The sequence below is a fragment of the Streptomyces sp. NPDC050418 genome (assembly GCF_044458745.1).
Classification (GTDB): domain Bacteria; phylum Actinomycetota; class Actinomycetes; order Streptomycetales; family Streptomycetaceae; genus Streptomyces.
Genome location: NZ_JBITIG010000013.1, coordinates 155,625 through 180,556 on the forward strand (window position 1 = coordinate 155,625; position 24,932 = coordinate 180,556).

Below are 24,932 nucleotides of genomic sequence, written 5' to 3' on the forward strand. Positions count from 1 at the left end.
CGCGGAAAGCCTGGTCCGGACCTTTGCAGGTCAGCGCGTTGTGCGCCCGTACGTTCCTACGACCCGTGATCCTGGGCGAACGCACCGTAGCCAACCGCCACCGCCGCACTTAGCGTGACCGCGTGTCTCAGACCTCTCCGCCGTTCAACGCTCCCGCCGCCCGCCGGCTCCGGGAGGCGCTGGGTATGGCGCCCGGGCATGTGGCGTACGGAATCCGGGCCAGTTACGGGTTGCCGTATGTCACCCCGGACACTGTCATCGCCTGGGAGCGCGGCCTCGTCGCGCCGACCGGCAGCGAACTGACCGCGCTCGCGGGCGCCTTGTGGTGCACGCCGGCCGAACTCCTCGGCGCCGCCCGCACCTTGCGCGAGCACCGGCTCGCACGGGGGCTCGCGACGGAGGACCTGGCGCGGGAGGTCGGCATCGACCACCGTACGTATCTGGCGATGGAGGAGCGCGACGCCTGGGACGGCAACGAGCGCCAGTCGAACGCGCTCGCGCAGGTCCTCGGCCTCTCCCCCAAGGCGTACGCCTCGGTGATGGGCCTCGACAAGCGCCTGACGGAGCTCCTCACCAGCGCGGCGACCGCGCGCTGGCAGCCGTACGTCAAACCGATCGCCAAGCTGATCCCGCTCGCGGCCCGGCACATCGAGCCCGCCCTGGAATCCCTGCACGACGAGTACCACGGCCGGATGGCGGCCACGCTCGGCTGGGGTGATTCGGGCGACACCGGAGAGGGTGCCCGCGAGTTCCTCACCCGGATTCTGGACCATTTCTGGACGAGGGTCCGTGGAGGAGGGGCCTGAGGTCCCGGCCGGGGAAGGTCCGACGACCGGTCAGCGGCCGGTCCGCAACCGCCCGCGCCCCCAACGCAACAGGCCCCCACCAAGGCGGGGGCCTGCACCGGAGCAGGACTGCTCAGAAGACGGACTCCGCCTCCGCCATCCGGTACTCCGGCACGGTCTTCAGCTCGGTCACCGCGTCCGCCAGCGGCACCATCCGTACATCCGTGCCGATCAGCGCCGTGAACTTCCCGAACTCACCGCGGTGCGCGGCCTCGACGGCATGCCAGCCGAAGCGCGTCGCGAGCACGCGGTCGTACGCGGTCGGCGTGCCGCCGCGCTGGACGTGGCCGAGGATGACCGGCTTGGCCTCCTTGCCGAGGCGGTGCTCCAGCTCGTGGGCGAGGGCGGTGCCGATGCCCTTGAAGCGCTCGTGCCCGTACTGGTCGATCTCGCCGGTCCCGTAGTCCATCGTGCCGTCGATGGGGTGCGCGCCTTCGGCGACGCAGATGACCGCGAACTTCTTGCCGCGCGCGAACCGCTCCTCGACCATCTTCACCAGGTCGGCGGGGTCGAACGGCCGCTCCGGCAGACAGATTCCGTGCGCACCGCCCGCCATCCCGGACTCCAGCGCGATCCAGCCCGCGTGCCGGCCCATGACCTCGACGACCATGACGCGCTGATGCGATTCGGCGGTCGTCTTGAGGCGGTCCATCGCCTCGGTGGCCACACCGACGGCGGTGTCGAAGCCGAAGGTGCGGTCCGTGGCGTTGATGTCGTTGTCGATCGTCTTCGGGACGCCGACCACCGGCATCCCGGCGTCCGACAGCATCCGGGCCGCGGTGAGCGTGCCCTCGCCGCCGATCGGGATGAGCACGTCGATACCGAGCTTCTTGGCGAGCGCGGGAGCGTTGGCGACGGCGTCCTCCAGACGGCCCTTCTCCAGGCGGGCGGAGCCGAGGATCGTGCCGCCGCGGGAGAGGATGCCGCTGACGCCGACGAGGTCGAGGGGGCGGTAGTAGCCGTCGAGGAGTCCCTTGTAACCGTCCTCGAAACCGATGACCTGGTCCCCGTGCGCGGCGACGGCGCGGTGCACGACCGACCGGATCACTGCGTTCAGGCCGGGGCAGTCGCCGCCTGCGGTGAGAACTCCGATACGCATCGTGCTGTGTCTCCTGCTCGCTAGTCGTACGCGTGAGGGCGGCCCATATGGCCCCGATTGTTCCACGGGCCACACAGGTGTGCCCCGTTCACTTACTCCACCGGAAGGGACCCTCAGGGCCCTTCGTCCCACCGGACTCGGGGCCTTCGTCCACCGGGCGCCCTATCCACCCACGGGGGTATTGTCAAGAGGGCAAGCCCACCATAACGGGTAATTTTCAGCCGCCCACGCCGCGGTGGATGACCGTACGAACTCACGTACCCGATCCGCAGGCGCACCGCCGCCTGCCGCCCGACAATCGAGCGAAGCACCCGACGAAGCAAGGAACGGAGACCAGGCGTGACGCGCAGCGTGTACGTGACCGGAATCGACCGAGGTGACGGCCGGCAGGTCGTCGAACTGGGAGTCATGGAGCTCCTGACCCGCCAGGTCGACCGGGTGGGCGTCTTCCGTCCGCTCGTCCACGACGGTCCGGACCGGCTCTTCGATCTGCTGAGGGCGCGCTACCGCCTCACGCAGGACGCCGCGAGCGTCTACGGCATGGACTACCACGAGGCCTCCGCGCTCCAGGCCGAGCAGGGCACGGACGAACTGGTCTCGCAGCTGGTCGACCGCTTCCACCAGGTGGCCCGCGAGTACGAGGTGGTGCTCGTGCTCGGCACCGACTTCGCCGCCACGCAGCTCCCCGACGAACTGGCGCTCAACGCACGGCTCGCGAACGAGTTCGGCGCGTGGGTGCTCCCCGTCGTCGGCGGCAAGAACCAGGGGGCCGGTTCCGTGCGCTCCGAGGCGCGCAACGCGTACCGCGCGTACGAGGCGCTCGGCTGCGATGTGCTCGCGATGGCCGTGAACCGGGTCGCGGGCGAGGACCGCGATGTGATCGCCGAGAAGCTGGGCGTCCAACTCCCCGTGCCCTGCTACGTCCTGCCCGACGAGCCGGCGCTCGCCGCACCCACCGTCGCGCAGATCACGCATGCCCTCGGCGGCAAGGTGCTGCTCGGCGACGACTCCGGACTCGCGCGCGACGCCCTGGACTTCGTGTTCGGCGGCGCCATGCTGCCCAACTTCCTCAAGGCGCTGACCCCGGGCTGTCTCGTGGTGACGCCCGGCGACCGCGCCGACCTGGTCGTGGGCGCGCTCGCCGCGCACAGCGCCGGTACGCCGCCGATCGCCGGTGTGCTGCTCACCCTGAACGAGTACCCCGGCCAGGAGATCCTGCGGCTGGCCGAGCGGCTCGCGCCCGGCACCCCGGTGATCTCCGTGGCCGGCAACTCCTTCCCGACAGCGGCCGAACTCTTCGCCATGGAGGGGAAGTTGAACGCCGCGACCTCACGCAAGGCGGAGACCGCGCTCGGCCTCTTCGAGCGCCATGTGGACGGCGGCGAGCTGCTCGGCCGCCTGGAGGTGTCCCGCAGCGGCAAGGTCACTCCGATGATGTTCGAGCACAAGCTGATCGAGCAGGCCCGCTCGGACAAGCGCCGTGTGGTGCTGCCGGAGGGCACCGAGGAGCGCGTGCTGCGCGCCGCCGACGTCCTGCTGCGCCGCGGCGTCTGCGATCTGACGCTGCTCGGCGACACCGAGGCCATCCGCAAGAAGGCCGCCGACCTGGGCATCAACCTCGCCGACGCGCAGATCATCGACCCCGCGACCTCGGAGCTGCGCGCGACGTTCGCCGAGAGTTACGCCCAGATGCGCGCCCACAAGGGCATGACCGCCGAGCTGGCGAGCGACGTCGTGGTGGACGTCAACTACTTCGGCACGCTGATGGTGCAGAGCGGGCTCGCGGACGGCATGGTCTCGGGTTCGGTGCACTCCACCGCGGCCACGATCCGCCCGGCCTTCGAGATCATCAAGACCAAGCCCGACGCGAAGATCGTCTCCTCGGTCTTCTTCATGTGCCTGGCCGACAAGGTCCTCGTGTACGGCGACTGCGCGGTCAACCCCGATCCGAACGCCGAGCAGCTCGCGGACATCGCGCTCCAGTCGGCCGCCACCGCCGAGCAGTTCGGCGTCGAGCCGCGGATCGCGATGCTCTCGTACTCGACCGGCACGTCCGGCAAGGGCGCCGATGTCGACAAGGTGCGCGAGGCCACCGAGCTGGCCCGGGCGCAGAACCCGGACCTGAAGATCGAGGGCCCGATCCAGTACGACGCCGCCGTAGAGCCCTCCGTCGCGGCGACCAAGCTGCCCGGATCCGAGGTCGCCGGCCAGGCCAGCGTGCTGATCTTCCCCGACCTCAACACCGGCAACAACACGTACAAGGCCGTGCAGCGTTCGGCCGGCGCCATCGCCGTCGGACCGGTGCTCCAGGGTCTGCGCAAGCCGGTCAACGACCTGTCCCGCGGCGCTCTCGTCCAGGACATCGTCAACACGGTCGCCATCACGGCGATCCAGGCCCAGAGTCCCACCCACAAGGAAGCGCCACTTCAGTGACTGCGACCCGCGTACTCGTCCTCAACTCCGGCTCCTCGTCCGTGAAGTACCAGCTGCTCGACATGGCCGACGCCTCGCGTCTGGCCGTCGGCCTGGTCGAGCGGATCGGCGAGGAGACCTCCCGGCTCAAGCACACCCCGCTGTCCGGCGGCGGCGCCGAGGCCCGGGTCTTCGAGGGCCCGATCGCCGACCACAAGGCGGCCCTCGAGGCCGTCGCGGCCGAGCTGTCGAAGGACGGCCTCGGTCTCGACTCCCCCGAACTGGCCGCGATCGGCCACCGCGTGGTGCACGGCGGCACCGAGTTCACCCAGCCGACCGTCGTGGACGCCGAGGTCCTCGCCGAGCTGGCGAAGCTCGTCCCGCTCGCGCCGCTGCACAATCCGGCGAACGTCACCGGGATCGAGGTGGCCCGCGCGATCCGCCCGGACCTCCCCCAGGTCGCGGTGTTCGACACGGCCTTCCACGCGACGATGCCGGAGTCCGCGTACCGCTACGCGATCGACCGCGAGACCGCCGACGCGCTCTCCATCCGGCGCTACGGCTTCCACGGCACCTCGCACGCGTACGTGGCGCGGGAGACGGCGAAGCTGCTCGGCAAGGCGCCCGAGGAGACCAACGTCATCGTCCTGCACCTGGGCAACGGCGCCTCGGCCTCGGCGGTGCAGGGCGGGGTGTGCGTGGACACCTCGATGGGCCTGACCCCGCTCGAAGGCCTGGTCATGGGCACCCGCTCGGGTGATCTGGACCCGGCCGTGATCTTCCATCTGGCGCGGGTGGGCGGGAAGTCGGTCGACGAGATCGACGCGCTGCTCAACAAGCGCAGCGGTCTGATCGGCCTGTGCGGCGACAACGACATGCGGGAGATCCTGCGCCGCCGCGACGAGGGCGACCGGAGCGCGGCGCTAGCGTTCGACGTGTACATCCACCGCCTCAAGAAGTACATCGGCGCGTACACGGCCGTGCTCGGCCGGGTGGACGCGGTGGCGTTCACCGCGGGCGTCGGCGAGAACTCCGTGCCGGTGCGCGAGGCGGCGGTCAAGGGCCTGGAGGAATTGGGTCTGGCTCTGGACAGCGAGCGCAATTCCGTCCGCGATGAGGAATCCCGGCTGATTTCTGCTGATTACGCGCGAGTAGCAGTAGCCGTTGTTCCGACCGATGAGGAGCTGGAGATCGCCACTCAGGCGTACGCGCTCGTGACGGGTTCACCGCAGGACTGAACTCCCGACATCTGAGCACCCGTTCGCCCATTTGGACTTTCCACTAGACGGAATATTCCGCGAGAAAACAAACCGATAGGATCCGTCCCATGCGCCGTTCCAAAATCGTCTGCACTCTGGGCCCCGCCGTCGACTCGTATGAGCAGCTGAAAGCTCTCATCGAGGCCGGAATGAATGTGGCCCGCTTCAACTTCAGCCACGGATCCCACGCAGAGCACCAGGAGCGGTACGACCGTGTCCGCCAGGCTGCCGCCGACACCGGCAAGGCCGTGGGTGTGCTCGCCGACCTGCAGGGACCCAAGATCCGCCTGGAGACCTTCGCCGAGGGTCCCGTCGAGCTGGTGCGCGGTGACGAGTTCACCATCACCACCGAGGACGTGCCCGGCGACAAGTCGATCTGCGGGACCACCTACAAGGGTCTGCCCGGAGATGTCGCCAAGGGCGACCAGGTCCTCATCAACGACGGAAATGTCGAACTCAAGGTCGTTTCGGTCGACGGCCCGCGGGTCAAGACGGTCGTCATCGAGGGCGGGGTGATCTCGGACCACAAGGGAATCAACCTGCCCGGTGCCGCGGTCAATGTCCCGGCCCTTTCCGAGAAGGACGTCGAGGATCTCCGTTTCGCACTCCGTATGGGCTGCGACATGGTCGCCCTGTCCTTCGTGCGCGACGCCAATGACGTCAAGGACGTCCACAAGGTCATGGACGAGGAGGGCCGCCGGGTCCCCGTCGGCGCCAAGGTCGAGAAGCCGCAGGCCGTCAACAACATGGAGGGCGTCGTCGCGGCGTTCGACTGGGTGATGGTGGCGCGCGGCGACCTGGCCGTCGAGTACCCGCTGGAGAAGGTCCCGATGGTGCAGAAGCGCCTCGTGGAGCTCTGCCGCCGCAACGCCAAGCCGGTGATCGTGGCGACCCAGATGATGGAGTCGATGATCACCAACTCCCGCCCCACGCGCGCCGAGGCCTCCGACGTGGCCAACGCGATCCTGGACGGCGCGGACGCGGTCATGCTCTCCGCCGAGTCCTCGGTGGGCGCGTACCCGATCGAGACGGTCAAGACGATGTCGAAGATCGTCCAGGCCGCCGAGGAGGAGCTGCTCTCCAAGGGACTGCAGCCGCTCGTGCCCGGCAAGAAGCCGCGCACGCAGGGCGGTTCGGTGGCGCGTGCCGCCGCCGAGATCGCGGAGTTCCTCGACGCGAAGGCGCTCGTCGCCTTCACGCACTCCGGTGACACCGCGCGCCGGCTGTCCCGCTACCGTCCCGTCCAGCCCATCGTGGCGTTCACGACCTCCGAGGACACCCGCAACCAGCTCGCGCTGAGCTGGGGCGTGAACACCCAGATCGTGGACCACGTCGACAACACCGACGACATGGTCGAGCTGGTCGACGACGAGATGATGAAGATCAACGCCTGCGGCAACGGCGACACCATCATCATCACGGCCGGTTCGCCGCCCGGCGTCCCCGGCACCACCAACATGGTGCGCGTGCACCACCTCGGCGGCGGCCGCCGCGACTGACGCGGTCAGCTGTCCCGTACGGACGAAGAGGGCGCCCTCCTTGCGGAGGGCGCCCTCTTCGTGTGGCGGAGCAAGTGGCTTACTCCTCCACGTAGTTCTGGAAGCCGGGCACCGTCAGCGTGCCCCCGAACTGGCCGGCGTTGAGCACCGTGACGTTGGTGAACAGCGCGAACGGGACGTTCAGCGGCGGCGGCGTCTCGGGCGTGAAGTGCACCGGGATCAGCCCGAAGAGGTTGCCCTCGAGCGACTCGGTGTACATCGTCACCGTGCCGCCGCGGAACTTCGAGGTGGAGCCCTTGGCGCCCTTGATGTGCGCGGCGGGACCGCCCTTGGGGTCCTGCACGGTCTGGTGCAGGTCCTTGATGTCGACCTCGTCCGCTGTGAACTTCAGGACCGGCTTGACCTTGCCGTTGGCCGTCTTGACGTTCACCACGCCGTGGTAGTCGAGACCGCGCAGCGTGAGGCTGCTGGCGTCGAGCCGCCACGGGTAGTCCGGCAGCGCGGGGATGCCCTGCTCGAACTCGGCGTCCGCGAGGGCCTTCGGGTCCTCCTCGGCGCACGGGAAGCGGGGCTTGCCGTCCTCGCCGAGCGGGAGGTCCTTGAGCGCCTCGTCGAGGGTCGGCACGTCGATGTCCTCGACGTCGGCGCCGACCTTGTCCGCGGCCTTCTTGATGTCGGCCTTGAGCTTGTCCGCGGCCTCGGTCGCCTCGTCGGTGACCTTCTCGGCGGCGTCCTTCGCGGGCTCCTCGGCGGCGGAGTCCTTGTCGGCGGAGTCCTTGGCGGGCTCCTCCTTCTCGGGCTCCTCGGCGGCCGGCTTCTCGGTCTCCTCGGCGCTCGGCGTCGCGCCGGGCTCCGGGTCGGCCGTCTCCTTGTCGTCCGGCGTGAAGAAGTCCTTGACGTCCTCGCCGAACTGTTCGAGCTTCTCGCCGACACCCAGCGGGTCCAGCGGGTTCTTCGTCTCGGACGGCGCCGGGGTCGGCTCGGCGGCCGGTTCGTCGGCGGCCTTCTGCGTCGTGGCGCCGGCCGCGTCGTCCTCGGTGGCCTTGGTGTCCTCGCCGGAGGCGCTCGCCGACGGCGAGGGCTCGTCCGAGGGCTTCGCCTCGGGCTTCTCCGCGTCCTCGGCCTTGTCACCCGTCTCGGAGGCCGAGGGGGTCGGCGTCGGCGACGCGCTCTCCTCCTGGGCCGCCTCCGCGTCCTCGCGCGTCACGCAAGGTCCGGAGGAGAAGGGGTTCTCCGCGTCGTCGGCCACCGCGGGATTGGGCATCAGGCCCATGCCCACGAACACGGCGGTCGGCATGGCGGCGAGCGCCATGGCCTTGTTCGCCGGTATGTGGAGCTTCGTGAGCAGCGACTTCCGCGGAGCCGCGTGCTTGGGACCGGTCTTGCCCGTGCGTATGCCGTTCAGCGCCGGGCTCTCGGCGCCGTCCGCGGCATCGAGGGCCAGTTGCGTACCGTCACCCGGCACTGTGGTGCCTCCCGCCGTTGGTCTCCAGTGTGGTGTCCGCGCCGCCGGCTTCGTCGGTGTGCGGTGCGGTGTCCGGCTCCGGCTCGGGCTGCTCCTCCTGCGCAGAGGACTTCTGCTCGGCCGGCTTGCCCGGGACCCACGCGATCGCGAGACCGCCGCCGATCAGCGAGCACAGCAGGCCGATGCCGAATCCCCCGAGATTCGACAGCGGGATCGAGACGAGGCCGAGGATGATCGCCGCGACACCCGCGAAGACCCGCACGATGTGGTGGAACCACAGCGTGAAGCCGAGCGTGATGAGCAGCACACCGATGATCGCCGCGCTGGCGCCGCCGGTGGTCTGCATGGCCAGCGTCAGGTTTCCGAACTTGAGACTCGCGTACGGAAAATAGGCGATCGGGATGCCGCCGAGGATGGTGAAGAGGCCCGCCCAGAACGGCCGGGAGCCTCGCCAGGCCCTGAACTTCCTCCAGTAGACCTTGACGATGTGGTCGTTCCGCCCCGGTGCATCGGCGCTCATGGGACAACAGCTCCTTGGAACCGGCAGTACATGAATTCAGTGGGTCGTGGGCGGCGACGGCCTGCGTGGCGGGCGGGGAGACGGAGCTCCACGCCCGCCGGGCCAGTCGCCCGACGGCCCGCCGCCTCTTCGGGAGAGGCGGCGGCCGCTGTGCTCAGCGAGTGCTTAGTAGCACTCGTTCTTGCCCTTACTCAGGGACAGTCCGAAGCCGCTCAGTTCGAGCGTGCTCGCGCTGGTCGCCCAGGCGGTCTGCTTCACGTCCTTGATGACGGCCGAGTCGGCACGCTGGGCGAAACCGTTGGGGTTCGCCTGCTCCTTGCCGCCCTTCATCGGAGGCACCTTGTCACCGGCGGAGCCGGCGGCAACACCGATGTCCACGTTGCCGAACGTGGCACTGGAGGAGCCCAGCTGCGCCACGTCGATGTAGATGTTCTTGGCCTTGACCGGGGTGCCCTTGTTACCCGCGGTCAGCTTCATCGTGACGTCACCGATGACCGGCACGTGCGTCACGACCGACTGGCACATGTTGTCGATCTCGGCCGTCTTGAAGGCGTTGATGGCCACCGGGTGGGCGGCCTTGTTGCCTTCAAGGTCCACGCCGGTGTCAACACCGCCGTACTGGAGCATGTCGTAGCCGCGGAGCTCGTCCGCCGACACCTTGAACGACTGTCCCGAAACGCTGAACGATGCCGCAAGCGCACCCTGCGAGAGGGCCACGCCTATCGCGGCAGTAGCCGCGACGCTCGGCACCATGACTACGGCGAACCGCTTCCACCTGGTTCCGCCACGAGCCACGGATTCCATGAAGTTCCTCCTTCTCGGACGTACATCTCCTGACCCTGACTGCCTCATCAGCGGCTCAGCCGGGCAGGGATGGGAGAAGTGCTACGTCCTCGGGAAGGAGAGCGCCTTTTTCCGGTACGCAGACAGGAACTGCTGCGGTGCGGAAGACGGGCGATCACCCCCGAGCGACAACCACATGGCCGCGTTTGGGCGCGGCCGGTCGGACAGGCCCCACCGGATTGGCGGAGACCCCCCTGTCCAGGCCGTCGACTTTTCGTCTCCGGCCACTCGGTGGGGACCCAGGAACCCGCGTCCCGAGCTGGCTGTCGGGCGTACGTGAATGGACCGAGCGTGGCCGATCGTGGTGCATTCGGAGCGCCCGCACAAGGGGGTTCGTTACTCGCTGGTAACGGCTCCATAACCCCGCCACGACGGCCCGGCATCGGGTGGGTACACAGGGTGCATACGACCCCCGGTACAGATCCGTTGATCACCGGGCGGAACCGGACAGAACACCGCTGTTGCTTTACTCCAAGTAACAGCGGCCGCGATTACCAAGTTTTGGTAAAGCGCGGCCGCCGTGTCGCTCTGTCGTCAAATCTTCACAAGACCAGTTGGGTGTCGCCGGTTTAACGACAGGTCAGGTACGCACCTTCCGGAACATTCGGACGGATGGCCCGTACTGCCATGTCAGAACCGGTACTTATCGCTCCGTCTGCGGGGGTTGTGCACCCTGGAGCGCGCTCTAGAAAAGGGCGCGGGCGAGGGCCGAACGAGCCTTGGTCACGCGCGGGTCATCGGCCCCGACGACCTCGAACAGTCCCAGGAGATGCACGCGTACGGCGTCCCTGTCGTCACCGAAGACCTTCTTGACGGTGTCGACGAGGCGGCCGAAGGCGTCCTCGACATGACCGCCGACCAGATCCAGGTCGGCCGCGGCGATCTGCGCCTGCGGATCGGCCGGCTTCTCGGCCGCCTCCTGGCGGACCTTCTGCGGGTCCAACGCCTGCACCCGCTGCAGCAGTTCGGCCTGGGCCAGACCCAGCTTGGCCTCGGTGTTCGCCGGGTCGTCGGCCAGCACATTCCGGTACGCCTGCACCGCGCCGCCCAAGTCGCCCGCGTCCAGCGCCTGTACGGCGGCTTCGAGCAGGGCGTCGTAAGGGCCGGCCGGTTCGGCGGCGGGCTCCTGCTCCGCGGCCTCGGCGTCCGGGTCGACGAGCAGGCCCGTCAGGCCGAAGCGCTCCTCGGCGACCTGGATCAGCTGGTCGACGGTCTGGCGGATCTGGGCCTCGGGGGCGGCGCCCTGGAAGAGCGGCAGGGCCTGGCCCGCGACGACCGCGAACACGGCGGGGATCCCCTGGATCCCGAACTGCTGCATCAGCATCTGGTTGGCGTCGACGTCGACCTTCGCCAGGACGAAGCGGCCGTTGTACTCCAGAGTCAGTTTCTCGAGCAGCGGGCCGAGCTGCTTGCAGGGCTCGCACCACTCCGCCCAGAAGTCGATCACGACGGGCACTTCGGCGGAGCGCTGGATGACGGCGCTCTCGAACGTCGCCTCACTGACGTCGATCACCAGGTCGGCGGGCGAGACAGCACCGCCGCCGCCCTGCCGGGCCGCTTCGGCCCTGGCCTGCTCGGCCTTGGTCTTGGCCTCCTGGGCCGCCTTCACCGCGGCGAGGTCGACGACTCCGCTCATGGACATGTTCCGTGGCTGCATGGTCCTATCCTCCCCCCTCGTGGCTCGGTGGTTGTCGCCCCCGGGCAAATCGGCCTGCGGCCGCCGCTTCGCCGGGCTCCGCCCGGAGGCTGCTCCGCCGCTCCGCGGCGGGTTGACAGTTGGGGGGCTGACGCCCCGCACCCCTCCGGGGGCTCCGCCCCCTTGACCCCCGCGGGGTGCTCCTCGCGCTCCCGCTCGCCCCCCGTAGGCGGGCTCCGCGTCGCCCCGAGCCGGGCCGCGCGTCGCCGATCCGTCCGCCGTGCCCGTCCGCAGCCCCCCGCCGGTTTGCGGGGCGTACGGACAGGTCACGGCAATTGGGCCTGGTGCGGTGGCCCTGTGGTCCGAGGAGGACCTTCGGTGCGGGGTCCCCACCCCGCGGATGTGGTTGCCGCTCGTGGTGAGTGGCTCACGTACGAGCTTTCGCTACGGGTCGTAGCGTATATCGTTCGGCTTGCGCCCGGCGCGTGATCTCCCTCACGGGGGTGGGGCGATCACGCGCCGAGGCGCCACCCGTACGGGCCCGAGCGCCATACCCCCCGGTATGGTCACCGCCATGCACAGCACCACCGACCACCCCGGCAGAACCGGCCGCACCGGCCGCCCTCGCAGCGCCGAGGCCGATGCCGCGATTCTGGGAGCCACGCGGGACGCCCTCGTGGAGCTCGGCTGGTCGAAGCTGACCCTGGGGGACGTCGCCACGCGGGCGGGCGTCGCGAAGACGACCCTGTACCGGCGGTGGGCCGGGAAGAACGAGCTCGTCGTCGATGCCGTCGCCGTGCTGTTCGACGAACTGGAGCTGCCGGATCTCGGGAGTCTCGCCGCCGACGTCGAGGACGTCGTGCTGCAGTTCGCCCGGCTCCTGGAACGGCCCGAGACGCGGACCGCGTTGATGGCCGTCGTGTCCGAGTCGACGCGGGATGACGCACTGCGCGTACGGATCCGCTCGTCCATCGTCGAACGGCAGAAGCGGCTCGTGCTGCTCGGGCGGGAACGTGCGCAGGAGCGCGGTGAGTTGCCCGTGCAGGAGGACGCCGAGGCCGCGGCCCGTACCGCCGATCTCATCTTCGACGTCGTGGCGGGGGCCGTCGTGCACCGCTCGCTGGTGAGTGCCGAACCGGTGGACCGGGAGTGGGCCGGCCTGTTCGTACGGCTGCTGCTCAAGGGCCTGGGCGGGATGGCGGCGGACGCGGCGGAGTGAGCCGCGGGTGGACGGCCATGTCCACCCGCGCCCCGCCCTCGCGGCCTTCAGACCTGGTAGCGCTCCACGTCGAACAGCCGCAGGTTCTCCGCGACCCACTCCGACGTGCGCTTCAGGCCCTCGCCCAGCGACACCTCCGGCTCCCAGCCCGCCCACTCCCGCGCCCGGGAGTTGTCGGAGAGCAGCCGTTCGACCTCGCTGCCCGCGGGACGCAGCCGGGCCGGGTCGGCCACCACGGCCGCCTCGCGGCCGGATGCCGTGATGAGCTCCTCGGCGAGGCGGCCGATGGATATCTCGCGCCCGGTGCCGAGGTTGACGACCTCGCCGAGCGCCTTGTCGCACGCGGCGACGGCGAGGAAGCCGCGGGCCGTGTCCGTGACGTAGGTGAAGTCACGGGTCGGCGTGAGCGAACCCAGCTTGATCTCCCGTACGCCCGCGTGCAGTTGCGCCAGGATCGTGGGGATGACCGCGCGGGCCGACTGGCGCGGGCCGTAGGTGTTGAAGGGGCGGACGACCGCGACGGGCAGCTCGAAGGCGTGCCGGTGCGAGAGCGCCATCATGTCCGCGCCGATCTTCGAGGCCGAGTACGGCGACTGCGGCTGCAGCGGGTGCGTCTCGCTGATCGGCACGGTCAGGGCGGTCCCGTACACCTCGCTGGTGGAGGTGTGGATCAGACGGCGGACGGCGTGGCGCCGGCAGGCCTCGGCGATGTTCTCGGTGCCGACGACGTTCGTCTGCACATACGCGCCGGGCGAGTCGTAGCTGTACGGGATGCCGATGAGGGCCGCGAGGTGGAAGACGGTGTCGCAGCCGGCCACCGCGTCCATCACCCGGCCGCTGTCGCGGACGTCGCCCGCGATCATCTCGACCTCGGACGAGCCGAGGTAGCGGGCGAGGTGGCCCTTCTCGGCGTACGGCTTGTAGTGGACCAAGGCCCGTACGCGCGCGCCCTGTTCGACGAGCAGGTCCACGAGCGTCGAGCCGATGAAGCCCTCGGCTCCGGTGACGAGGACGGTGCGGCCCGCCCAGTCGAAGGTCTTCCAGTCGGTGGTCATGCGTTCTCCAGAAGGGTGGGGTGGCCCGCGAGACGAAGCACCTCGGAGGTGAGGTTCCGTGCTGCGTCGGCGTGCGGTCCGGGGTCGGCGGCGCGCGCCATGGCGGCGAGGCGTTCAGGTCGGTCGAGGAGCGGGGCGACGAGGTCGGCGAGGCGCTCGGCGGTGGTCTCCGCGTCGGGAAGGAGCAGGCCCGCGCCCGCGTCGGTGAGCACGCGGGCGTTGTGGGTCTGGTGGTCGCCGGGCGCGTGCGGGTACGGCACGAGGACGGCGGGCACGCCGGTGGTGGCGAGTTCGGCGACGGTGGCCGAGCCCGCCCGGCAGACGACGAGGTCGGCGGCCGCATACGCGTGGTCCATCCGGTCCAGGTAGGGCACGGCGTGCGCGACGGGAGAGGCGCCGAGCCGGCGGCGGGTGTCCTCCAGGGCGGCCGGGCCCGTCTTGATGAGGAGGTGGACGTCGGGGCGTCCGCGCCACAACTCGGCCAGGCCGACGGCCGCTTCGGTGAGGCGGGCCGCGCCGAGGCTGCCGCCGTTGAAGACGATCAGACGGACGTCCTGCGGCACGCCGAGGGCCCGGCGGGCCTCGCCGCGCAGTGCGGTGCGGTCGAGTCCGGCGAGTTCGGCGGCGATCGGCATCCCGACCACGCGCGCCCAGGCGCCGCCCGCGAGATGCGCGCGGCTGCGGTCGAAGGCGACGGTGAGGTGCGGGGTGAGGCGGGCAGCGAACTGGTTGGCGCGCCCCGGCACCGCGTTGGACTCGTGGATGACGCTCGGCAGCCCGGCGATCTTCGCGCCGAGGATCACGGGCGCGCTCGGGTAGCCGCCCATGCCGACCGCGACCTGGGCGCGCTGCTCGCGCAGGATCGTGCGGACCTGGCCCGCGGACCTGAGGAGGGCCGCGGGCAGCAGATAGCGGCGGGCGCCGAGCGAGGGGTCGAAGGGGATCATGTCGACGGTGTGCAGCCGGTAGCCGGCGCCGGGTATGAGCCGGGTCTCCAGGCCGCGAGTGGTTCCCACGAAGGAGATCTCGGCGTCGGGCACGGCCCGGCGCAGGGCGTCGGCGAGCGCGAGACCGGGGTAGATGTGGCCGCCGGTGCCGCCCGCGCCGATCACCACGGACAGGGGCGGTCGGGGTGAGGGTGGGGGTGAAGTCAGCATGCGAGGCACCCTGACGAAGCGGGCTAAGAGGGTTCTAAGAGCCCGGTTTGGCACTCTTTGGTGCATGACAGTTCTCGGCGGGCCGGCCCGCATCCTTGTCGTCGACGACGAGCCCGAGGTGCGGGCCGCCGTCGAGGACGGGCTCATGGTCGAGGGATACGAGGTGCGGGGCGCCGCGGACGGACTGACGGCGCTGTCCGAGGTGGCGGCCTGGCAGCCGGACGCGATCGTGGCGGACGTGATGATGCCGGTGATGGACGGGCTCGCGCTCTGCCGGCGGCTCCGCGCGCTCGGCGACCGTACGCCCGTCCTCGTCCTGACCGCGCTCGGCTCGGTGAGCGAGCGCGTGGACGGGCTCGACGCGGGCGCCGACGACTACCTGGTCAAGCCCTTCGCGCTGGACGAACTGGCAGCGCGCGTCCGGGCGTTGCTGCGCCGGGTCGCCCCCGATCCGGCCGCCGCGGGCGGGCTGCTGTCCTTCGCGGACCTCACCGCGGATCCCGCGACGCGCACGGGACAGCGGGCGGGGCGGCCGCTGGAGTTCAGCCGCACGGAGTTCGCGCTCCTGGAGCAGCTGCTGCTCAGCCCGGGCCAGACCCTGCCGCGCGAACTGCTCCTGGAGCGCGTCTGGGGTCAGGACTTCGGCCCGGACTCCAACTCGCTCGCCGTCTACGTGGGTTACCTGCGGCGCAAGCTCGAAGCGGGCGGCGAGCCTCGGCTCGTCCACACCGTGCACGGCGTCGGCTACCGCCTGGACGTGGCGTGAGCGGGGAGCGCGGGCGCGGATCCGGGGTGCGCGACGCCGGGCCCGCGCACGCGCTGGGGGCCCGCTGGCGTCGCCGCCGTCCGCTGCGGACCCGGCTCGCGCTGGCCGCGACGGCCGCGGTGGCGCTGGTGGCGATCGGGATCTGCACGGCCGCGTTCTTCGTGATCCGCTTCAAGCTGTACCAGCAGCTCGACCAGAACCTCGCCCAGTCGGCGACGCTGATCGCCCAGCAGTACGACGACGAGGGCCCGGGGGTCTACACGGGCGAGTGCCGCTATCTGGGCGCGCCCGCGTGTGTGCAGCGGGTGCCCGCGGACGAGGCGGACGACCCGTCCAAGCCGTACGCCTCCGGTGCCTCGGATCCGTATCTGCTGCCCGTGGCGCGCACGACCCGCCAGGTGGCGGCGGGACGGCACGCCGCGTACTACACGAACTTCCGGCTCGAAGGCCATCCGGCCCGGATGTACACCGTGCCCTCACGCGACGGCACCGCCCTCCAGGTCGCCCTGCGCGCCGACGTCGCCGACCGCGGGGTGCGCCAGGCCGCGACACTGCTCGCGCTCGTCGGTGCGGCCGGGGTGCTGCTCGCGGCCGCGGCCGGGTACTGGGTCTCGCGGACGGCGCTCGCGCCCGTCACGCGGCTCACCGCCACCGCCGAGCGGATCGCGGCCACCCGCGACGCCCGCCACCGCATCGAGCTGCCGCCGGGGCCCGCGGGGCGCGAGGACGAGGTGACCCGGCTCGCGGCCACGTTCAACACGATGCTCGGCGAGCTCGAACAGTCGGTGACGGCCCAGCGCCGCCTCGTCGCCGACGCCTCGCACGAATTGCGCACCCCGCTCACGGCGCTGCGCACGAACGCCGAACTCCTGGCCCGCGCCGACCGGCTGACCCCCGCCCAGCGCGACCGCGCCGCGCAGGCGCTCGGCCGTCAGCTGCGCGAAGTCACAGGACTCGTCAACGATCTGATCGAGCTCGCGCGCGACGAGGAGCCGCATCCGCTGCTCGAAGAGGTGCGCCCCGCCGCCCTGGTCGCGCACGCCGTCGAGGCCGCCCGCACCCACTGGCCCGCCGTCGCCTTCACCGTGGACGAGACCTCGGCCGCCGCGGCCGTCACCTTCCCGGGCATCCCGGTGCGCCTGTCCCGGCTCCTGACGAACCTCCTCGACAACGCGGCGAAGTTCTCGCCGCCGGGCGGTCCCGTCGAGATCGCGGTGACCGCGCACGAGGTGACGGTCCGCGACCACGGCCCCGGCATCCGGCCCGAGGACCTCCCGTACGTCTTCGACCGCTTCTACCGCGCGGAGTCCGCACGCGCCCTGCCCGGTTCGGGTCTCGGGCTCGCGATGGCCCGCCAGATCGCCCGTGCGCACGCGGCGGACCTGACGGCGGAGCAGGCGCCTGGTGGGGGCGCCCTGTTCCGCCTGACGTTTCCGGGGCCGTCGGTCCGCACGGCGACCTAAGCGGCACCTGCCAGCGCGATTCCCAACGGCGTCCGCTCGTACAGGACTTGATGCCCGTAGCGGCGCGAGACCAGCAGCCCCGCCCCCTTCAGTGCGGACAGGTGCGCGGAGACAGAGGAGGGCGCGAGGGCGAGGCGGAGGGCGAGTGCGGAGGTGCTCGCGGGGTCCGTGAGTGCGCAGAGGACGTCGGCGCGGGCGCGGCCTAGGAGGCGGGCGAGGGCGTCGGGGGTCCGGTCGCCCTCGTCGCTCCACAGGCCGCCGATGCCGCGCGCCGGGTAGATGATCGCGGGCCGCCACGGCTCCTCCTGGCCGCTGACCACGTTGGGCCAGGTGAACACCGAGGGCATCAGGACCAGCCCCTCGCCGTGCAGCGTGCGCTCGTACTCGCCCATGCTGCTGACGACGGTCAGGGTCGAGCCCTCCCAGCGCAGGTTGGGGTTCAACTCGCCGAGCAGCTCGCGGAATCCGACGGCCGCGAGCACCCGCGAGTGGTACGCGACGTCCGCTTCGAGCAGCGCGCGCAGGCGCGGCCACTCGGGGGCGATCAGGCGGTGCCAGGCCTGTTCGAGGCGGTCGGCCAGGAACTGCACGGCGGCTGCCGGATCGGCAAGCAGCCGCCGTCCCAGCGCGCTCTCGACGGCGCCCGGCTGCTCGACCAGGGTCAGACGGAGATCGGTGTACGCGTCCTCGGCGGGTGTCGCCCGCACCCGCGCCAGCTCCTCCTCGAAGGTGGCGAGCGCGCTCGTCGGCGGCGGGCACCAGAAGTCCGGGTTGCGGCCGCGCTGCGGCATCAGGCGCAGAACGGGCGCGAGGTCGAGTTCGGCCGCCGCGTCCTTGATCCGGCGCAGCCACGGCAGGTGGTAGCCGTGGCTCGCGGGCCGCGTGAGCATGCCGATCGCCGCCTGCGTCTCCCAGATCGGCGAGATCGCGAACCGGCAGTGCAGCAGGTCGTGCTCACCGAAGTGCAGATGAAAGGGCATGCCCCGACCCGTCTCCTGGGAAGACCGTAACGGCCCCGAGCGTACGAAGATTCGGCCTGAGCCGAAAGTCTTAGCCGTACGCGACGGGCACGCCAGGCTGCCGTACATGTCGACCGAGACCAGCGCCACCACCCCCGAAGCCGCCCCGTCCCAGGGGTACGGCGCCGTCTTCCGCGTCAAGGAATTCCGCGCCGTCTTCGCCGCCCATCTGCTCTCGCTGCTCGGCGTGATCGTCAGCGAGATCGCGCTGACCGTGCTCGTCTACGAGCTCACCGAATCACCGCTGCTCAGCGCCCTCACCTTCGCGCTCGGCATGCTCCCCTACCTCGTCGGCGGCACGCTGTTCGCCGGTATCGCCGACCGCTACCCGGCCCGCCGCGTCCTCGTCGTCTGCGATCTGATCTGCGCCGCGTGCGTCGCCGTGATGATCGTGCCGGGCACCCCGGTCGCCGCGCTGCTCGCGCTGCGCGTCCTGATCGCCGCCGTCGCCCCGGTCTTCACCGGTACACGGATGGCCGCGCTCACCGACATCCTCGGCGAGGGCGAGCTGTACGTCCTCGGCCGCTCGATCCTGCGGATCGTCTCGCAGAGCGCCCAGCTCGCCGGGTTCGGCGTCGGCGGCATCCTGCTCACGATCGTCTCGCCGCGCGGCGCGATCACCCTCACACTCGGCACCTTCCTCGCCTCGGCCGCCCTGCTGCGCTTCGGCACGAAGGCACGTCCCGCCCGGGCCCGCGGCGGCGCGACCCTGATGCGCGAGTCCCTGGCCGGCGCCCGGATGGTCTTCGCGGACCGCCGGATGCGCGCCCAGATCCTGCTCTTCTGGCTGCCCGCCATGTTCATCGTCGCCCCCGAGGCACTGGCCGCCCCGTACGCCGCGCACATCGGCGCGGGCCCGGCGGCGCTCGGCCTGATGATGTGCGCGATGCCCGTCGGGCACATCGCGGCCGAACTGTGGGTGGGCACCCGCCTGAGCGCGCACACCCGCTCGCGCATCGTGTTCCCCATCGCCGCGGTGGGCCTGCTCCCCTATATCGGCTACGTGATGGCGCCCGGCCTCGGCGTCACGCTGCTGCTCCTCATGCTCGCCGGGGCGGGCGGCGCCTACGTCCTCGGGCTCGACCAGTGGTTCGTGGCGACCGTCCCCGAGTACCTGCGCGGCCGCGCCATGACGCTGATGACCGCCGGCCTGATGACGGTCCAGGGCGCGGGCATGGCCCTCGCGGGCCTGGCCGCCGAGTTCTGGCCGGTCCACCACGTGGTCACGGGCGCGGGCGTCCTCGGCACGGCCGTCTCCGCACTCCTCGTATGGGAAGCCCGTCGGGCCGGCGCCCGGCCCGACGGTCACGCACCACAGAGCGTGACTTCCCCGCTGTCCACCGGCTGACGCCGGTCAGTGGCGGCCCCGGTGGGTACGCCGGCGCCCCGCGAACAACGCGGCACCGCCCAGGAGAAGCAGCCCTGCCGCCGCGCCGACGACACCGGCCGCCGTCCCGCCCGACGAGTCACCCGCACCGGTCTCCGCCAGCTCACTCCGGCTCGGACTCGGCTCCGGATCGGGCGTCCACGTGGACTCGGTCGCGGTCGGCGTGGGGGTGGTCGGGGGGTCCGTGGGGGTCGGGGGGGCCGTCGAGGTCGGCGGGTCGGTCGGGGTCGGCGGGTCGGTCGGGGTCGGCGGGTCGGTCGGGGTCGGCGGGTCGGTCGGCGTAGGCGTAGGCGTCGGCGAATCCGTCGGTGTCGGCGTCGGCGAATCCGTCGGCGTAGGCGTAGGCGAATCAGTCGGTGTAGGCGAAGTGGCCGGGGAACAGTCGGCGTGGACCTCGCCCAGGCGCACCTTGGTGATCGGGCCGGTGTAGACGGTGGCGCCGCCGGTGTCCTTCAGGGTGCCGGTCACGGCGACGTCGAACCAGGCCTCGGCGCTGTACGCGCCGGGAGTCTGGGCACCGCTCGCCGGGACCTGGTGCTGGGTGAACTCGACGGTCAGCGTGCTCGGGCCGAGTTCCGGCCGGCCGAGGTCCGCCCCGGTGACGTCCAGCTCCGTGGTGCCCAGGTCGACCAGGCGTCCGAGCACCTCGATCTGCTGGCCCGCCGTGCGCGCGTACGCCAGGGCATAGGGGCCGGTGGGAGGCGGCGTGCACTCGGCGTACGTGTTGAGGGAGCCCGCCGCACCCGACGGCGTGCGCAGGAACTCCGTGCCGTTCAGCTCCACGACGAGTGCGGTCGCGTCCACCTTCGCGTAGTGCTTGCCGTCGGTACGCGAGGTGGTGACCGCGTGGGTGCCGTCGCTGTAGTACGCGGTGACTCCGTCGGGGTCGGAGAAGTCGCCTGTGTCGGGCGCCGAGTTGAGCTCGGGCGAGCCCGCGGTGCCGTAGACGCCGGAGAAGGCCTCGTGCTCCAGCGCGGGGACATCCGAGACGGTCAGATCGATCAGCGCCGCACTGGTCCCGCCGGGGTCCACGGCCGCCGCCGCGCTGTCCGTCGTGACACTCACGGCCAGACCGCCGGCCAGGGCCAGTGCGGCGGTGGCCGCGGCCGAGAGGGCAAAGGCACGGCCGGCGACAGAGGGCTTCGCATTCATGCGGCCTGTATAGATCACCGGATAATCCGCACAAAACAGACGCGCGGACGGTCCCCCGCCTGTCCCTCCGCCGCCACGGACCGACCTAGGACCGCCCCAAGGACCGTACGGAAGGACCGAACTGCGAGACACCTCTGGCCACGATGTGACCGCCCGGTAAGGTCGGGGGCGTGTCCAAGCCCCTCAGCCTCCGCTTCGACCCCATCGCCCGAGCCGACGAACTCTGGAAGCAGCGCTGGGGGACGGTGCCCTCCATGGCCGCCATCACCTCGATCATGCGCGCCCAGCAGATCCTGCTCGCCGAGGTCGACGCGGTGGTCAAGCCGTACGGGCTGACGTTCGCGCGGTACGAGGCGCTGGTGCTGCTCACGTTCTCGCAGGCGGGCGAGTTGCCGATGTCGAAGATCGGCGAGCGGCTCATGGTGCATCCGACCTCGGTGACCAACACCGTCGACCGGCTGGTGAAGTCGGGCCTTGTCGCCAAGCGCCCCAATCCCAACGACGGCCGCGGCACCCTCGCCTCGATCACCGACAAGGGCCGCGAGGTCGTGGAGAGCGCGACGCGCGACCTGATGGCGATGGACTTCGGGCTCGGGGTGTACGACGCGGAGGAGTGCGGCGAGATCTTCGCGATGCTGCGGCCGCTGCGGGTGGCGGCCGCGGACTTCGAGGAGCGCTGAAGGGGCCTGCACACCCGCGCAAAGATCACGCAAACCGGACGGCTACCCTCGTCCGTATGAAGAAGAGCGTCCTGACCCGCTACCGCGCCCTCGCCTACATCACGGGTGTCCTGCTCGTCCTGCTGACCCTCGGCATGATCGGCAAGTACGCCCTGGACATGGACGCCGCCGCGGACTTCACCAAGGTCGTCAGCATCGCGCACGGCTGGCTGTACGTCGTGTACCTGGTGTTCGCCTTCGACCTGGGCTCCAAGGCCAAGTGGCCGGTCGGCAAGCAGCTGTGGGTGCTGATCGCGGGCACGATCCCGACCGCCGCGTTCTTCGTCGAGCGCAAGATCTCCCGCGAGCTGGAGCCGGTCTTCACCGAGGACTCGGACGCCGCGGTCGCCAAGGCCTGATCCACCCCCTGTGGGCGTGACCACAGGGGGTCGGCCATCGACATTTACTAGGACGTCCTAGTAAATTCGAAGGCATGGGAAGCATGGACGCTGACGCGATCGAAGAGGGCCGCCGTCGCTGGCAGGCCCGGTACGACAAGGCCCGCAAGCGGGACGCCGACTTCACCACGCTCTCCGGCGACCCGGTCGATCCGGTCTACGGGCCCCGCCCGGGCGACACCTACGAGGGCTTCGAGCGCATCGGCTGGCCCGGCGAGTACCCGTACACGCGCGGTCTGCACCCGACGGGCTACCGCGGCCGGACCTGGACCATCCGCCAGTTCGCGGGCTTCGGCAACGCCGAGCAGACCAACGAGCGCTACAAGATGATCCTGGCGAACGGCGGCGGCGGTCTGTCCGTCGCGTTCGACATGCCGACGCTGATGGGCCGCGACTCCGACGAGCCGCGCTCGCTCGGCGAGGTCGGGCACTGCGGTGTCGCGATCGACTCGGCCGCCGACATGGAGGTCCTGTTCAAGGACATCCCGCTCGGGGACGTCACGACGTCGATGACCATCAGCGGTCCCGCCGTCCCGGTCTTCTGCATGTACCTGGTCGCGGCCGAGCGCCAGGGCGTGGACCCGGCGGTGCTCAACGGCACGCTGCAGACGGACATCTTCAAGGAGTACATCGCGCAGAAGGAGTGGCTCTTCCAGCCGGAGCCTCATCTGCGTCTGATCGGCGACCTCATGGAGTACACCTCCGCCGGGATCCCCGCGTACAAGCCGCTCTCCGTCTCCGGCTACCACATCCGCGAGGCCGGGGCGACGGCCGCGCAGGAGCTGGCGTACACGCTCGCCGACGGCTTCGGTTACGTGGAGCTGGGCCTCTCCCGCGGTCTGGACGTGGACGTCTTCGCGCCCGGCCTGTCCTTCTTCTTCGACGCGCACGTGGATTTCTTCGAGGAGATCGCCAAGTTCCGCGCCGCGCGCCGGATCTGGGCGCGCTGGATGAAGGAGGTCTACGGGGCGAAGACCGACAAGGCCCAGTGGCTCCGCTTCCACACGCAGACCGCCGGTGTCTCGCTGACCGCGCAGCAGCCGTACAACAACGTCGTACGTACGGCGGTGGAGGCGCTCGCGGCGGTGCTCGGCGGCACGAACTCGCTGCACACCAACGCGCTCGACGAGACCCTCGCGCTGCCGAGCGAGCAGGCCGCCGAGATCGCGCTGCGCACGCAGCAGGTGCTCATGGAGGAGACCGGCGTCGCCAACGTGGCGGACCCGCTGGGCGGCTCCTGGTACATCGAGCAGCTGACCGACCGGATCGAGGCGGACGCCGAGAAGATCTTCGAGCAGATCAAGGAGCGCGGTCTGCGCGCCCACCCGGACGGGCAGCACCCGATCGGCCCGATCACCTCCGGAATTCTGCGCGGGATCGAGGACGGCTGGTTCACCGGCGAGATCGCCGAGTCGGCCTTCCAGTACCAGCGCGCCCTGGAGAAGGGCGAGAAGCGGGTCGTGGGCGTGAACTGCCACGACGGCTCGGTCACCGGCGACCTGGAGATCCTGCGGGTCTCGCACGAGGTCGAGCGCGAGCAGGTGCGCATCCTCGGCGACCGCAAGGCCGGCCGGGACGACGCCGCAGTGCAGGCGGCGCTGCAGGCGATGCTCGCCGCCGCGCGGGACGGCTCCAACATGATCGTCCCGATGATCGAGGCGGTACGGGCCGAGGCCACGCTGGGCGAGATCTGCGGTGTGCTGCGGGACGAGTGGGGCGTGTACACGGAGCCCGCCGGGTTCTGAGCCCGCGCCTCGCACCACTTCATGATCCTCACGGACGACCGAGGGCGCCCCTCCTGACGGGGGCGCCCTCGGTGTCATGTCCTGCCGATGCTCACCCCGGTGTCATGTCCTGCCGATCTTCAACCGTTATGTAACGATTGCCCGGTTCCCGTGCGCCGTCCTCCAAGGGGTCCGGATGATCGCCCGCAAAGCCCGCACCTTCCGCGGCAGGCCGGCCATCGCCGTCGCTGTCAGCGCCTGTGCCGCCCTGACCGCCGCCTGCTCCGGCGGCAACGCCGGCCAGGCCACCGACGCCCGCGAGGCGGGGTTCGTCTCCCCTCCCAAACCGGCGCCCGCCGCGCAGCCCTTCTGGGTGGATCCGGACAGTCCGGCCGCCCAGCAGATCGAGCAGTGGGAGAACAGCGGCCGCGCCGCGGACGCCGCGCTGCTGCGGCGGATCGCCGACCGGCCGCTCGCCGTCTGGCCCGCGGGCGACGAGCCCGGCTGGCAGATCCGGGCGGCACGCGACGGGGCGGCGAAGACCGGGAGCACGATGGTCCTCGTCGCGTACAACATCCCGCACCGCGACTGCGGCCAGCACTCGGCCGGCGGTGCGCACAGCGAGGCCTTCTACCGGCAGTGGCTCGGCGCCTTCGCCGACAACATCGAGGACAAGAAGGCCATCGTCATCCTGGAGCCCGACGCGCTGCCGCACGTCGCCGACGGCTGCACCCCCGCCGAGTACCACGAGCAGCGCTACCGGCTGATGTCGGAGGCCGTGAAGCGGCTCAAGCAGCAGAAGAACACCAAGGTCTACCTCGACGCGGGCAACCCGGAGTGGATCACGAACCCCGGCAACATCGCCCAGCCGCTGTGGCGCGCGGGTATCGCCGAGGCCGACGGCTTCGCGCTGAACGTGTCCAACTTCCAGCCGACCGCGGAGAACATCGCGTACGGCCGCAAGCTCTCCGCGCTCGTCGGCGACAAGCCCTTCGTGATCGACACCAGCCGTAACGGCAACGGCCCCCTGCCCGGCAGCGGCACCGATGCCTGGTGCAACCCGCCCGGCCGCGCGCTCGGCGCCGCGCCCACGACGAAGACGGGCGACCCGCTCGTCGACGCGTTCCTGTGGATCAAGCGTCCCGGCGAGTCGGACGGCGAGTGCCGGGGCGGCCCGGCGGCCGGGAAGTGGTGGCCGGAGTACGCGCTCGGCCTGGCGCGCAACAGCAAGTAGGTCCGCCCGCGCCGCAACCGGAGCAGGCGGCACAGGAAACGGCCCGTTCCCTCTCGCCAGA

21 protein-coding genes are annotated in these 24,932 nt (G+C 70.9%); 12 read left to right on the forward strand and 9 right to left on the reverse strand.

Annotated features, from left to right (window positions below; genetic code table 11):
• Positions 1-122: 122 nt before the first annotated feature.
• The gene (locus ACIBI4_RS28940; RefSeq protein ID WP_399207057.1) at positions 123-806 is read left to right on the forward strand and encodes a helix-turn-helix domain-containing protein; all 684 of its coding nucleotides are present in this window, start codon (positions 123-125) and stop codon (positions 804-806) included.
• Positions 807-918: 112 nt separating this feature from the next.
• On the opposite strand, the gene ACIBI4_RS28945 is transcribed toward ACIBI4_RS28940, so the two are convergent.
• On the reverse strand, positions 919-1,944 hold the full coding sequence (locus ACIBI4_RS28945; protein ID WP_399207058.1) for an ATP-dependent 6-phosphofructokinase: 1,026 nt from the start codon (positions 1,942-1,944) through the stop codon (positions 919-921).
• Positions 1,945-2,283: 339 nt separating this feature from the next.
• Between ACIBI4_RS28945 and pta the strand changes: the two genes are divergently transcribed.
• The 3 genes from pta (at position 2,284) to pyk (ending at position 7,114) form a co-directional block, all read left to right on the forward strand.
• Entirely contained in the window at positions 2,284-4,377 is a 2,094-nt protein-coding gene (pta, locus tag ACIBI4_RS28950; protein ID WP_399207059.1) for a phosphate acetyltransferase, read from the forward strand.
• Positions 4,374-5,594: an acetate kinase gene (locus tag ACIBI4_RS28955; RefSeq protein WP_399207060.1), complete on the forward strand. Its 1,221-nt coding sequence runs from the start codon at positions 4,374-4,376 to the stop codon at positions 5,592-5,594. Before pta ends, ACIBI4_RS28955 begins: the two co-directional genes overlap by 4 nt.
• Positions 5,595-5,683: 89 nt before the next feature.
• A complete protein-coding gene (gene pyk, locus ACIBI4_RS28960) occupies positions 5,684-7,114 on the forward strand; it encodes a pyruvate kinase (protein WP_399207061.1) in 1,431 nt (476 codons plus the stop codon).
• Between the two features lie 79 nt (positions 7,115-7,193).
• On the opposite strand, the gene ACIBI4_RS28965 is transcribed toward pyk, so the two are convergent.
• The 4 genes from ACIBI4_RS28965 to ACIBI4_RS28980 form a co-directional block, all read right to left on the reverse strand.
• Positions 7,194-8,579 carry a hypothetical protein gene (locus tag ACIBI4_RS28965; protein WP_399207062.1) on the reverse strand — a complete coding sequence of 462 codons (1,386 nt, stop codon included), beginning with the start codon at positions 8,577-8,579 and terminating at the stop codon, positions 7,194-7,196.
• Positions 8,569-9,099: a DUF6114 domain-containing protein gene (locus ACIBI4_RS28970; RefSeq protein ID WP_399207063.1), complete on the reverse strand. Its 531-nt coding sequence runs from the start codon at positions 9,097-9,099 to the stop codon at positions 8,569-8,571. Before ACIBI4_RS28970 ends, ACIBI4_RS28965 begins: the two co-directional genes overlap by 11 nt.
• 165 nt (positions 9,100-9,264) lie before the next feature.
• Positions 9,265-9,903 carry a DUF6230 family protein gene (locus ACIBI4_RS28975; RefSeq protein ID WP_399207064.1) on the reverse strand — a complete coding sequence of 213 codons (639 nt, stop codon included), beginning with the start codon at positions 9,901-9,903 and terminating at the stop codon, positions 9,265-9,267.
• Between the two features lie 724 nt (positions 9,904-10,627).
• Positions 10,628-11,599: a tetratricopeptide repeat protein gene (locus ACIBI4_RS28980; RefSeq protein ID WP_399207065.1), complete on the reverse strand. Its 972-nt coding sequence runs from the start codon at positions 11,597-11,599 to the stop codon at positions 10,628-10,630.
• Positions 11,600-12,152: 553 nt separating this feature from the next.
• On the opposite strand from ACIBI4_RS28980, the gene ACIBI4_RS28985 reads away from it, so the two are divergent.
• The gene (locus ACIBI4_RS28985; protein WP_399207066.1) at positions 12,153-12,797 is read left to right on the forward strand and encodes a TetR/AcrR family transcriptional regulator; all 645 of its coding nucleotides are present in this window, start codon (positions 12,153-12,155) and stop codon (positions 12,795-12,797) included.
• 47 nt (positions 12,798-12,844) lie between these two features.
• Here the strand turns inward: ACIBI4_RS28985 and ACIBI4_RS28990 are convergent, their stop codons facing one another.
• Together ACIBI4_RS28990 and ACIBI4_RS28995 are read right to left on the reverse strand one after the other, a co-directional pair.
• Positions 12,845-13,852 carry an SDR family NAD(P)-dependent oxidoreductase gene (locus tag ACIBI4_RS28990; RefSeq protein WP_399207067.1) on the reverse strand — a complete coding sequence of 336 codons (1,008 nt, stop codon included), beginning with the start codon at positions 13,850-13,852 and terminating at the stop codon, positions 12,845-12,847.
• Complete coding sequence (locus ACIBI4_RS28995) at positions 13,849-15,009, reverse strand: UDP-N-acetylglucosamine--N-acetylmuramyl-(pentapeptide) pyrophosphoryl-undecaprenol N-acetylglucosamine transferase (RefSeq protein WP_399207068.1); 1,161 nt, start codon at positions 15,007-15,009, stop codon at positions 13,849-13,851. Before ACIBI4_RS28995 ends, ACIBI4_RS28990 begins: the two co-directional genes overlap by 4 nt.
• A gap of 64 nt (positions 15,010-15,073) precedes the next feature.
• On the opposite strand from ACIBI4_RS28995, the gene ACIBI4_RS29000 reads away from it, so the two are divergent.
• Both ACIBI4_RS29000 and ACIBI4_RS29005 read left to right on the forward strand, forming a co-directional pair.
• Positions 15,074-15,775: a response regulator transcription factor gene (locus tag ACIBI4_RS29000; protein WP_399207069.1), complete on the forward strand. Its 702-nt coding sequence runs from the start codon at positions 15,074-15,076 to the stop codon at positions 15,773-15,775.
• Positions 15,772-17,238, forward strand: a complete 1,467-nt coding sequence (locus ACIBI4_RS29005) for a sensor histidine kinase (RefSeq protein ID WP_399207071.1) — start codon at positions 15,772-15,774, stop codon at positions 17,236-17,238. Before ACIBI4_RS29000 ends, ACIBI4_RS29005 begins: the two co-directional genes overlap by 4 nt.
• On the opposite strand, the gene ACIBI4_RS29010 is transcribed toward ACIBI4_RS29005, so the two are convergent.
• Entirely contained in the window at positions 17,235-18,218 is a 984-nt protein-coding gene (locus ACIBI4_RS29010) for a DUF5937 family protein (protein ID WP_399207072.1), read from the reverse strand. The genes ACIBI4_RS29005 and ACIBI4_RS29010 overlap by 4 nt on opposite strands.
• Before the next feature lie 106 nt (positions 18,219-18,324).
• On the opposite strand from ACIBI4_RS29010, the gene ACIBI4_RS29015 reads away from it, so the two are divergent.
• Complete coding sequence (locus ACIBI4_RS29015; protein ID WP_399207074.1) at positions 18,325-19,605, forward strand: MFS transporter; 1,281 nt, start codon at positions 18,325-18,327, stop codon at positions 19,603-19,605.
• Between the two features lie 6 nt (positions 19,606-19,611).
• On the opposite strand, the gene ACIBI4_RS29020 is transcribed toward ACIBI4_RS29015, so the two are convergent.
• Positions 19,612-20,796 carry a hypothetical protein gene (locus ACIBI4_RS29020; RefSeq protein WP_399207075.1) on the reverse strand — a complete coding sequence of 395 codons (1,185 nt, stop codon included), beginning with the start codon at positions 20,794-20,796 and terminating at the stop codon, positions 19,612-19,614.
• Between the two features lie 170 nt (positions 20,797-20,966).
• Here ACIBI4_RS29020 and ACIBI4_RS29025 point away from each other — a divergent pair, with 170 nt between their 5' ends.
• The 4 genes from ACIBI4_RS29025 (at position 20,967) to ACIBI4_RS29040 (ending at position 24,871) form a co-directional block, all read left to right on the forward strand.
• A complete protein-coding gene (locus ACIBI4_RS29025; RefSeq protein WP_399207076.1) occupies positions 20,967-21,476 on the forward strand; it encodes a MarR family winged helix-turn-helix transcriptional regulator in 510 nt (169 codons plus the stop codon).
• Positions 21,477-21,532: 56 nt separating this feature from the next.
• Positions 21,533-21,874 carry a DUF3817 domain-containing protein gene (locus ACIBI4_RS29030; RefSeq protein WP_399207078.1) on the forward strand — a complete coding sequence of 114 codons (342 nt, stop codon included), beginning with the start codon at positions 21,533-21,535 and terminating at the stop codon, positions 21,872-21,874.
• Between the two features lie 83 nt (positions 21,875-21,957).
• On the forward strand, positions 21,958-23,658 hold the full coding sequence (locus ACIBI4_RS29035) for a methylmalonyl-CoA mutase (protein ID WP_399207151.1): 1,701 nt from the start codon (positions 21,958-21,960) through the stop codon (positions 23,656-23,658).
• Between the two features lie 175 nt (positions 23,659-23,833).
• Entirely contained in the window at positions 23,834-24,871 is a 1,038-nt protein-coding gene (locus ACIBI4_RS29040; RefSeq protein WP_399207079.1) for a glycoside hydrolase family 6 protein, read from the forward strand.
• The last annotated feature ends 61 nt before the right edge of the window (positions 24,872-24,932 follow it).

Bases quoted from the DNA above. Each gene is read 5' to 3' on its own strand.
- ACIBI4_RS28945 (WP_399207058.1), bottom strand. From the start codon at position 1,944: ATGCGTATCGGAGTTCTCACCGCAGGCGGCGACTGCCCCGGCCTGAAC.
- pyk (WP_399207061.1), top strand. From the start codon at position 5,684: ATGCGCCGTTCCAAAATCGTCTGCACTCTGGGCCCCGCCGTCGACTCG.
- ACIBI4_RS28970 (WP_399207063.1), bottom strand. From the start codon at position 9,099: ATGAGCGCCGATGCACCGGGGCGGAACGACCACATCGTCAAGGTCTAC.
- ACIBI4_RS28975 (WP_399207064.1), bottom strand. From the start codon at position 9,903: ATGGAATCCGTGGCTCGTGGCGGAACCAGGTGGAAGCGGTTCGCCGTA.
- ACIBI4_RS28980 (WP_399207065.1), bottom strand. From the start codon at position 11,599: ATGCAGCCACGGAACATGTCCATGAGCGGAGTCGTCGACCTCGCCGCG.
- ACIBI4_RS28985 (WP_399207066.1), top strand. From the start codon at position 12,153: ATGCACAGCACCACCGACCACCCCGGCAGAACCGGCCGCACCGGCCGC.
- ACIBI4_RS28990 (WP_399207067.1), bottom strand. From the start codon at position 13,852: ATGACCACCGACTGGAAGACCTTCGACTGGGCGGGCCGCACCGTCCTC.
- ACIBI4_RS28995 (WP_399207068.1), bottom strand. From the start codon at position 15,009: ATGCTGACTTCACCCCCACCCTCACCCCGACCGCCCCTGTCCGTGGTG.
- ACIBI4_RS29000 (WP_399207069.1), top strand. From the start codon at position 15,074: ATGACAGTTCTCGGCGGGCCGGCCCGCATCCTTGTCGTCGACGACGAG.
- ACIBI4_RS29010 (WP_399207072.1), bottom strand. From the start codon at position 18,218: ATGCCCTTTCATCTGCACTTCGGTGAGCACGACCTGCTGCACTGCCGG.
- ACIBI4_RS29015 (WP_399207074.1), top strand. From the start codon at position 18,325: ATGTCGACCGAGACCAGCGCCACCACCCCCGAAGCCGCCCCGTCCCAG.
- ACIBI4_RS29020 (WP_399207075.1), bottom strand. From the start codon at position 20,796: ATGAATGCGAAGCCCTCTGTCGCCGGCCGTGCCTTTGCCCTCTCGGCC.
- ACIBI4_RS29030 (WP_399207078.1), top strand. From the start codon at position 21,533: ATGAAGAAGAGCGTCCTGACCCGCTACCGCGCCCTCGCCTACATCACG.
- ACIBI4_RS29035 (WP_399207151.1), top strand. From the start codon at position 21,958: ATGGACGCTGACGCGATCGAAGAGGGCCGCCGTCGCTGGCAGGCCCGG.
- ACIBI4_RS29040 (WP_399207079.1), top strand. From the start codon at position 23,834: ATGATCGCCCGCAAAGCCCGCACCTTCCGCGGCAGGCCGGCCATCGCC.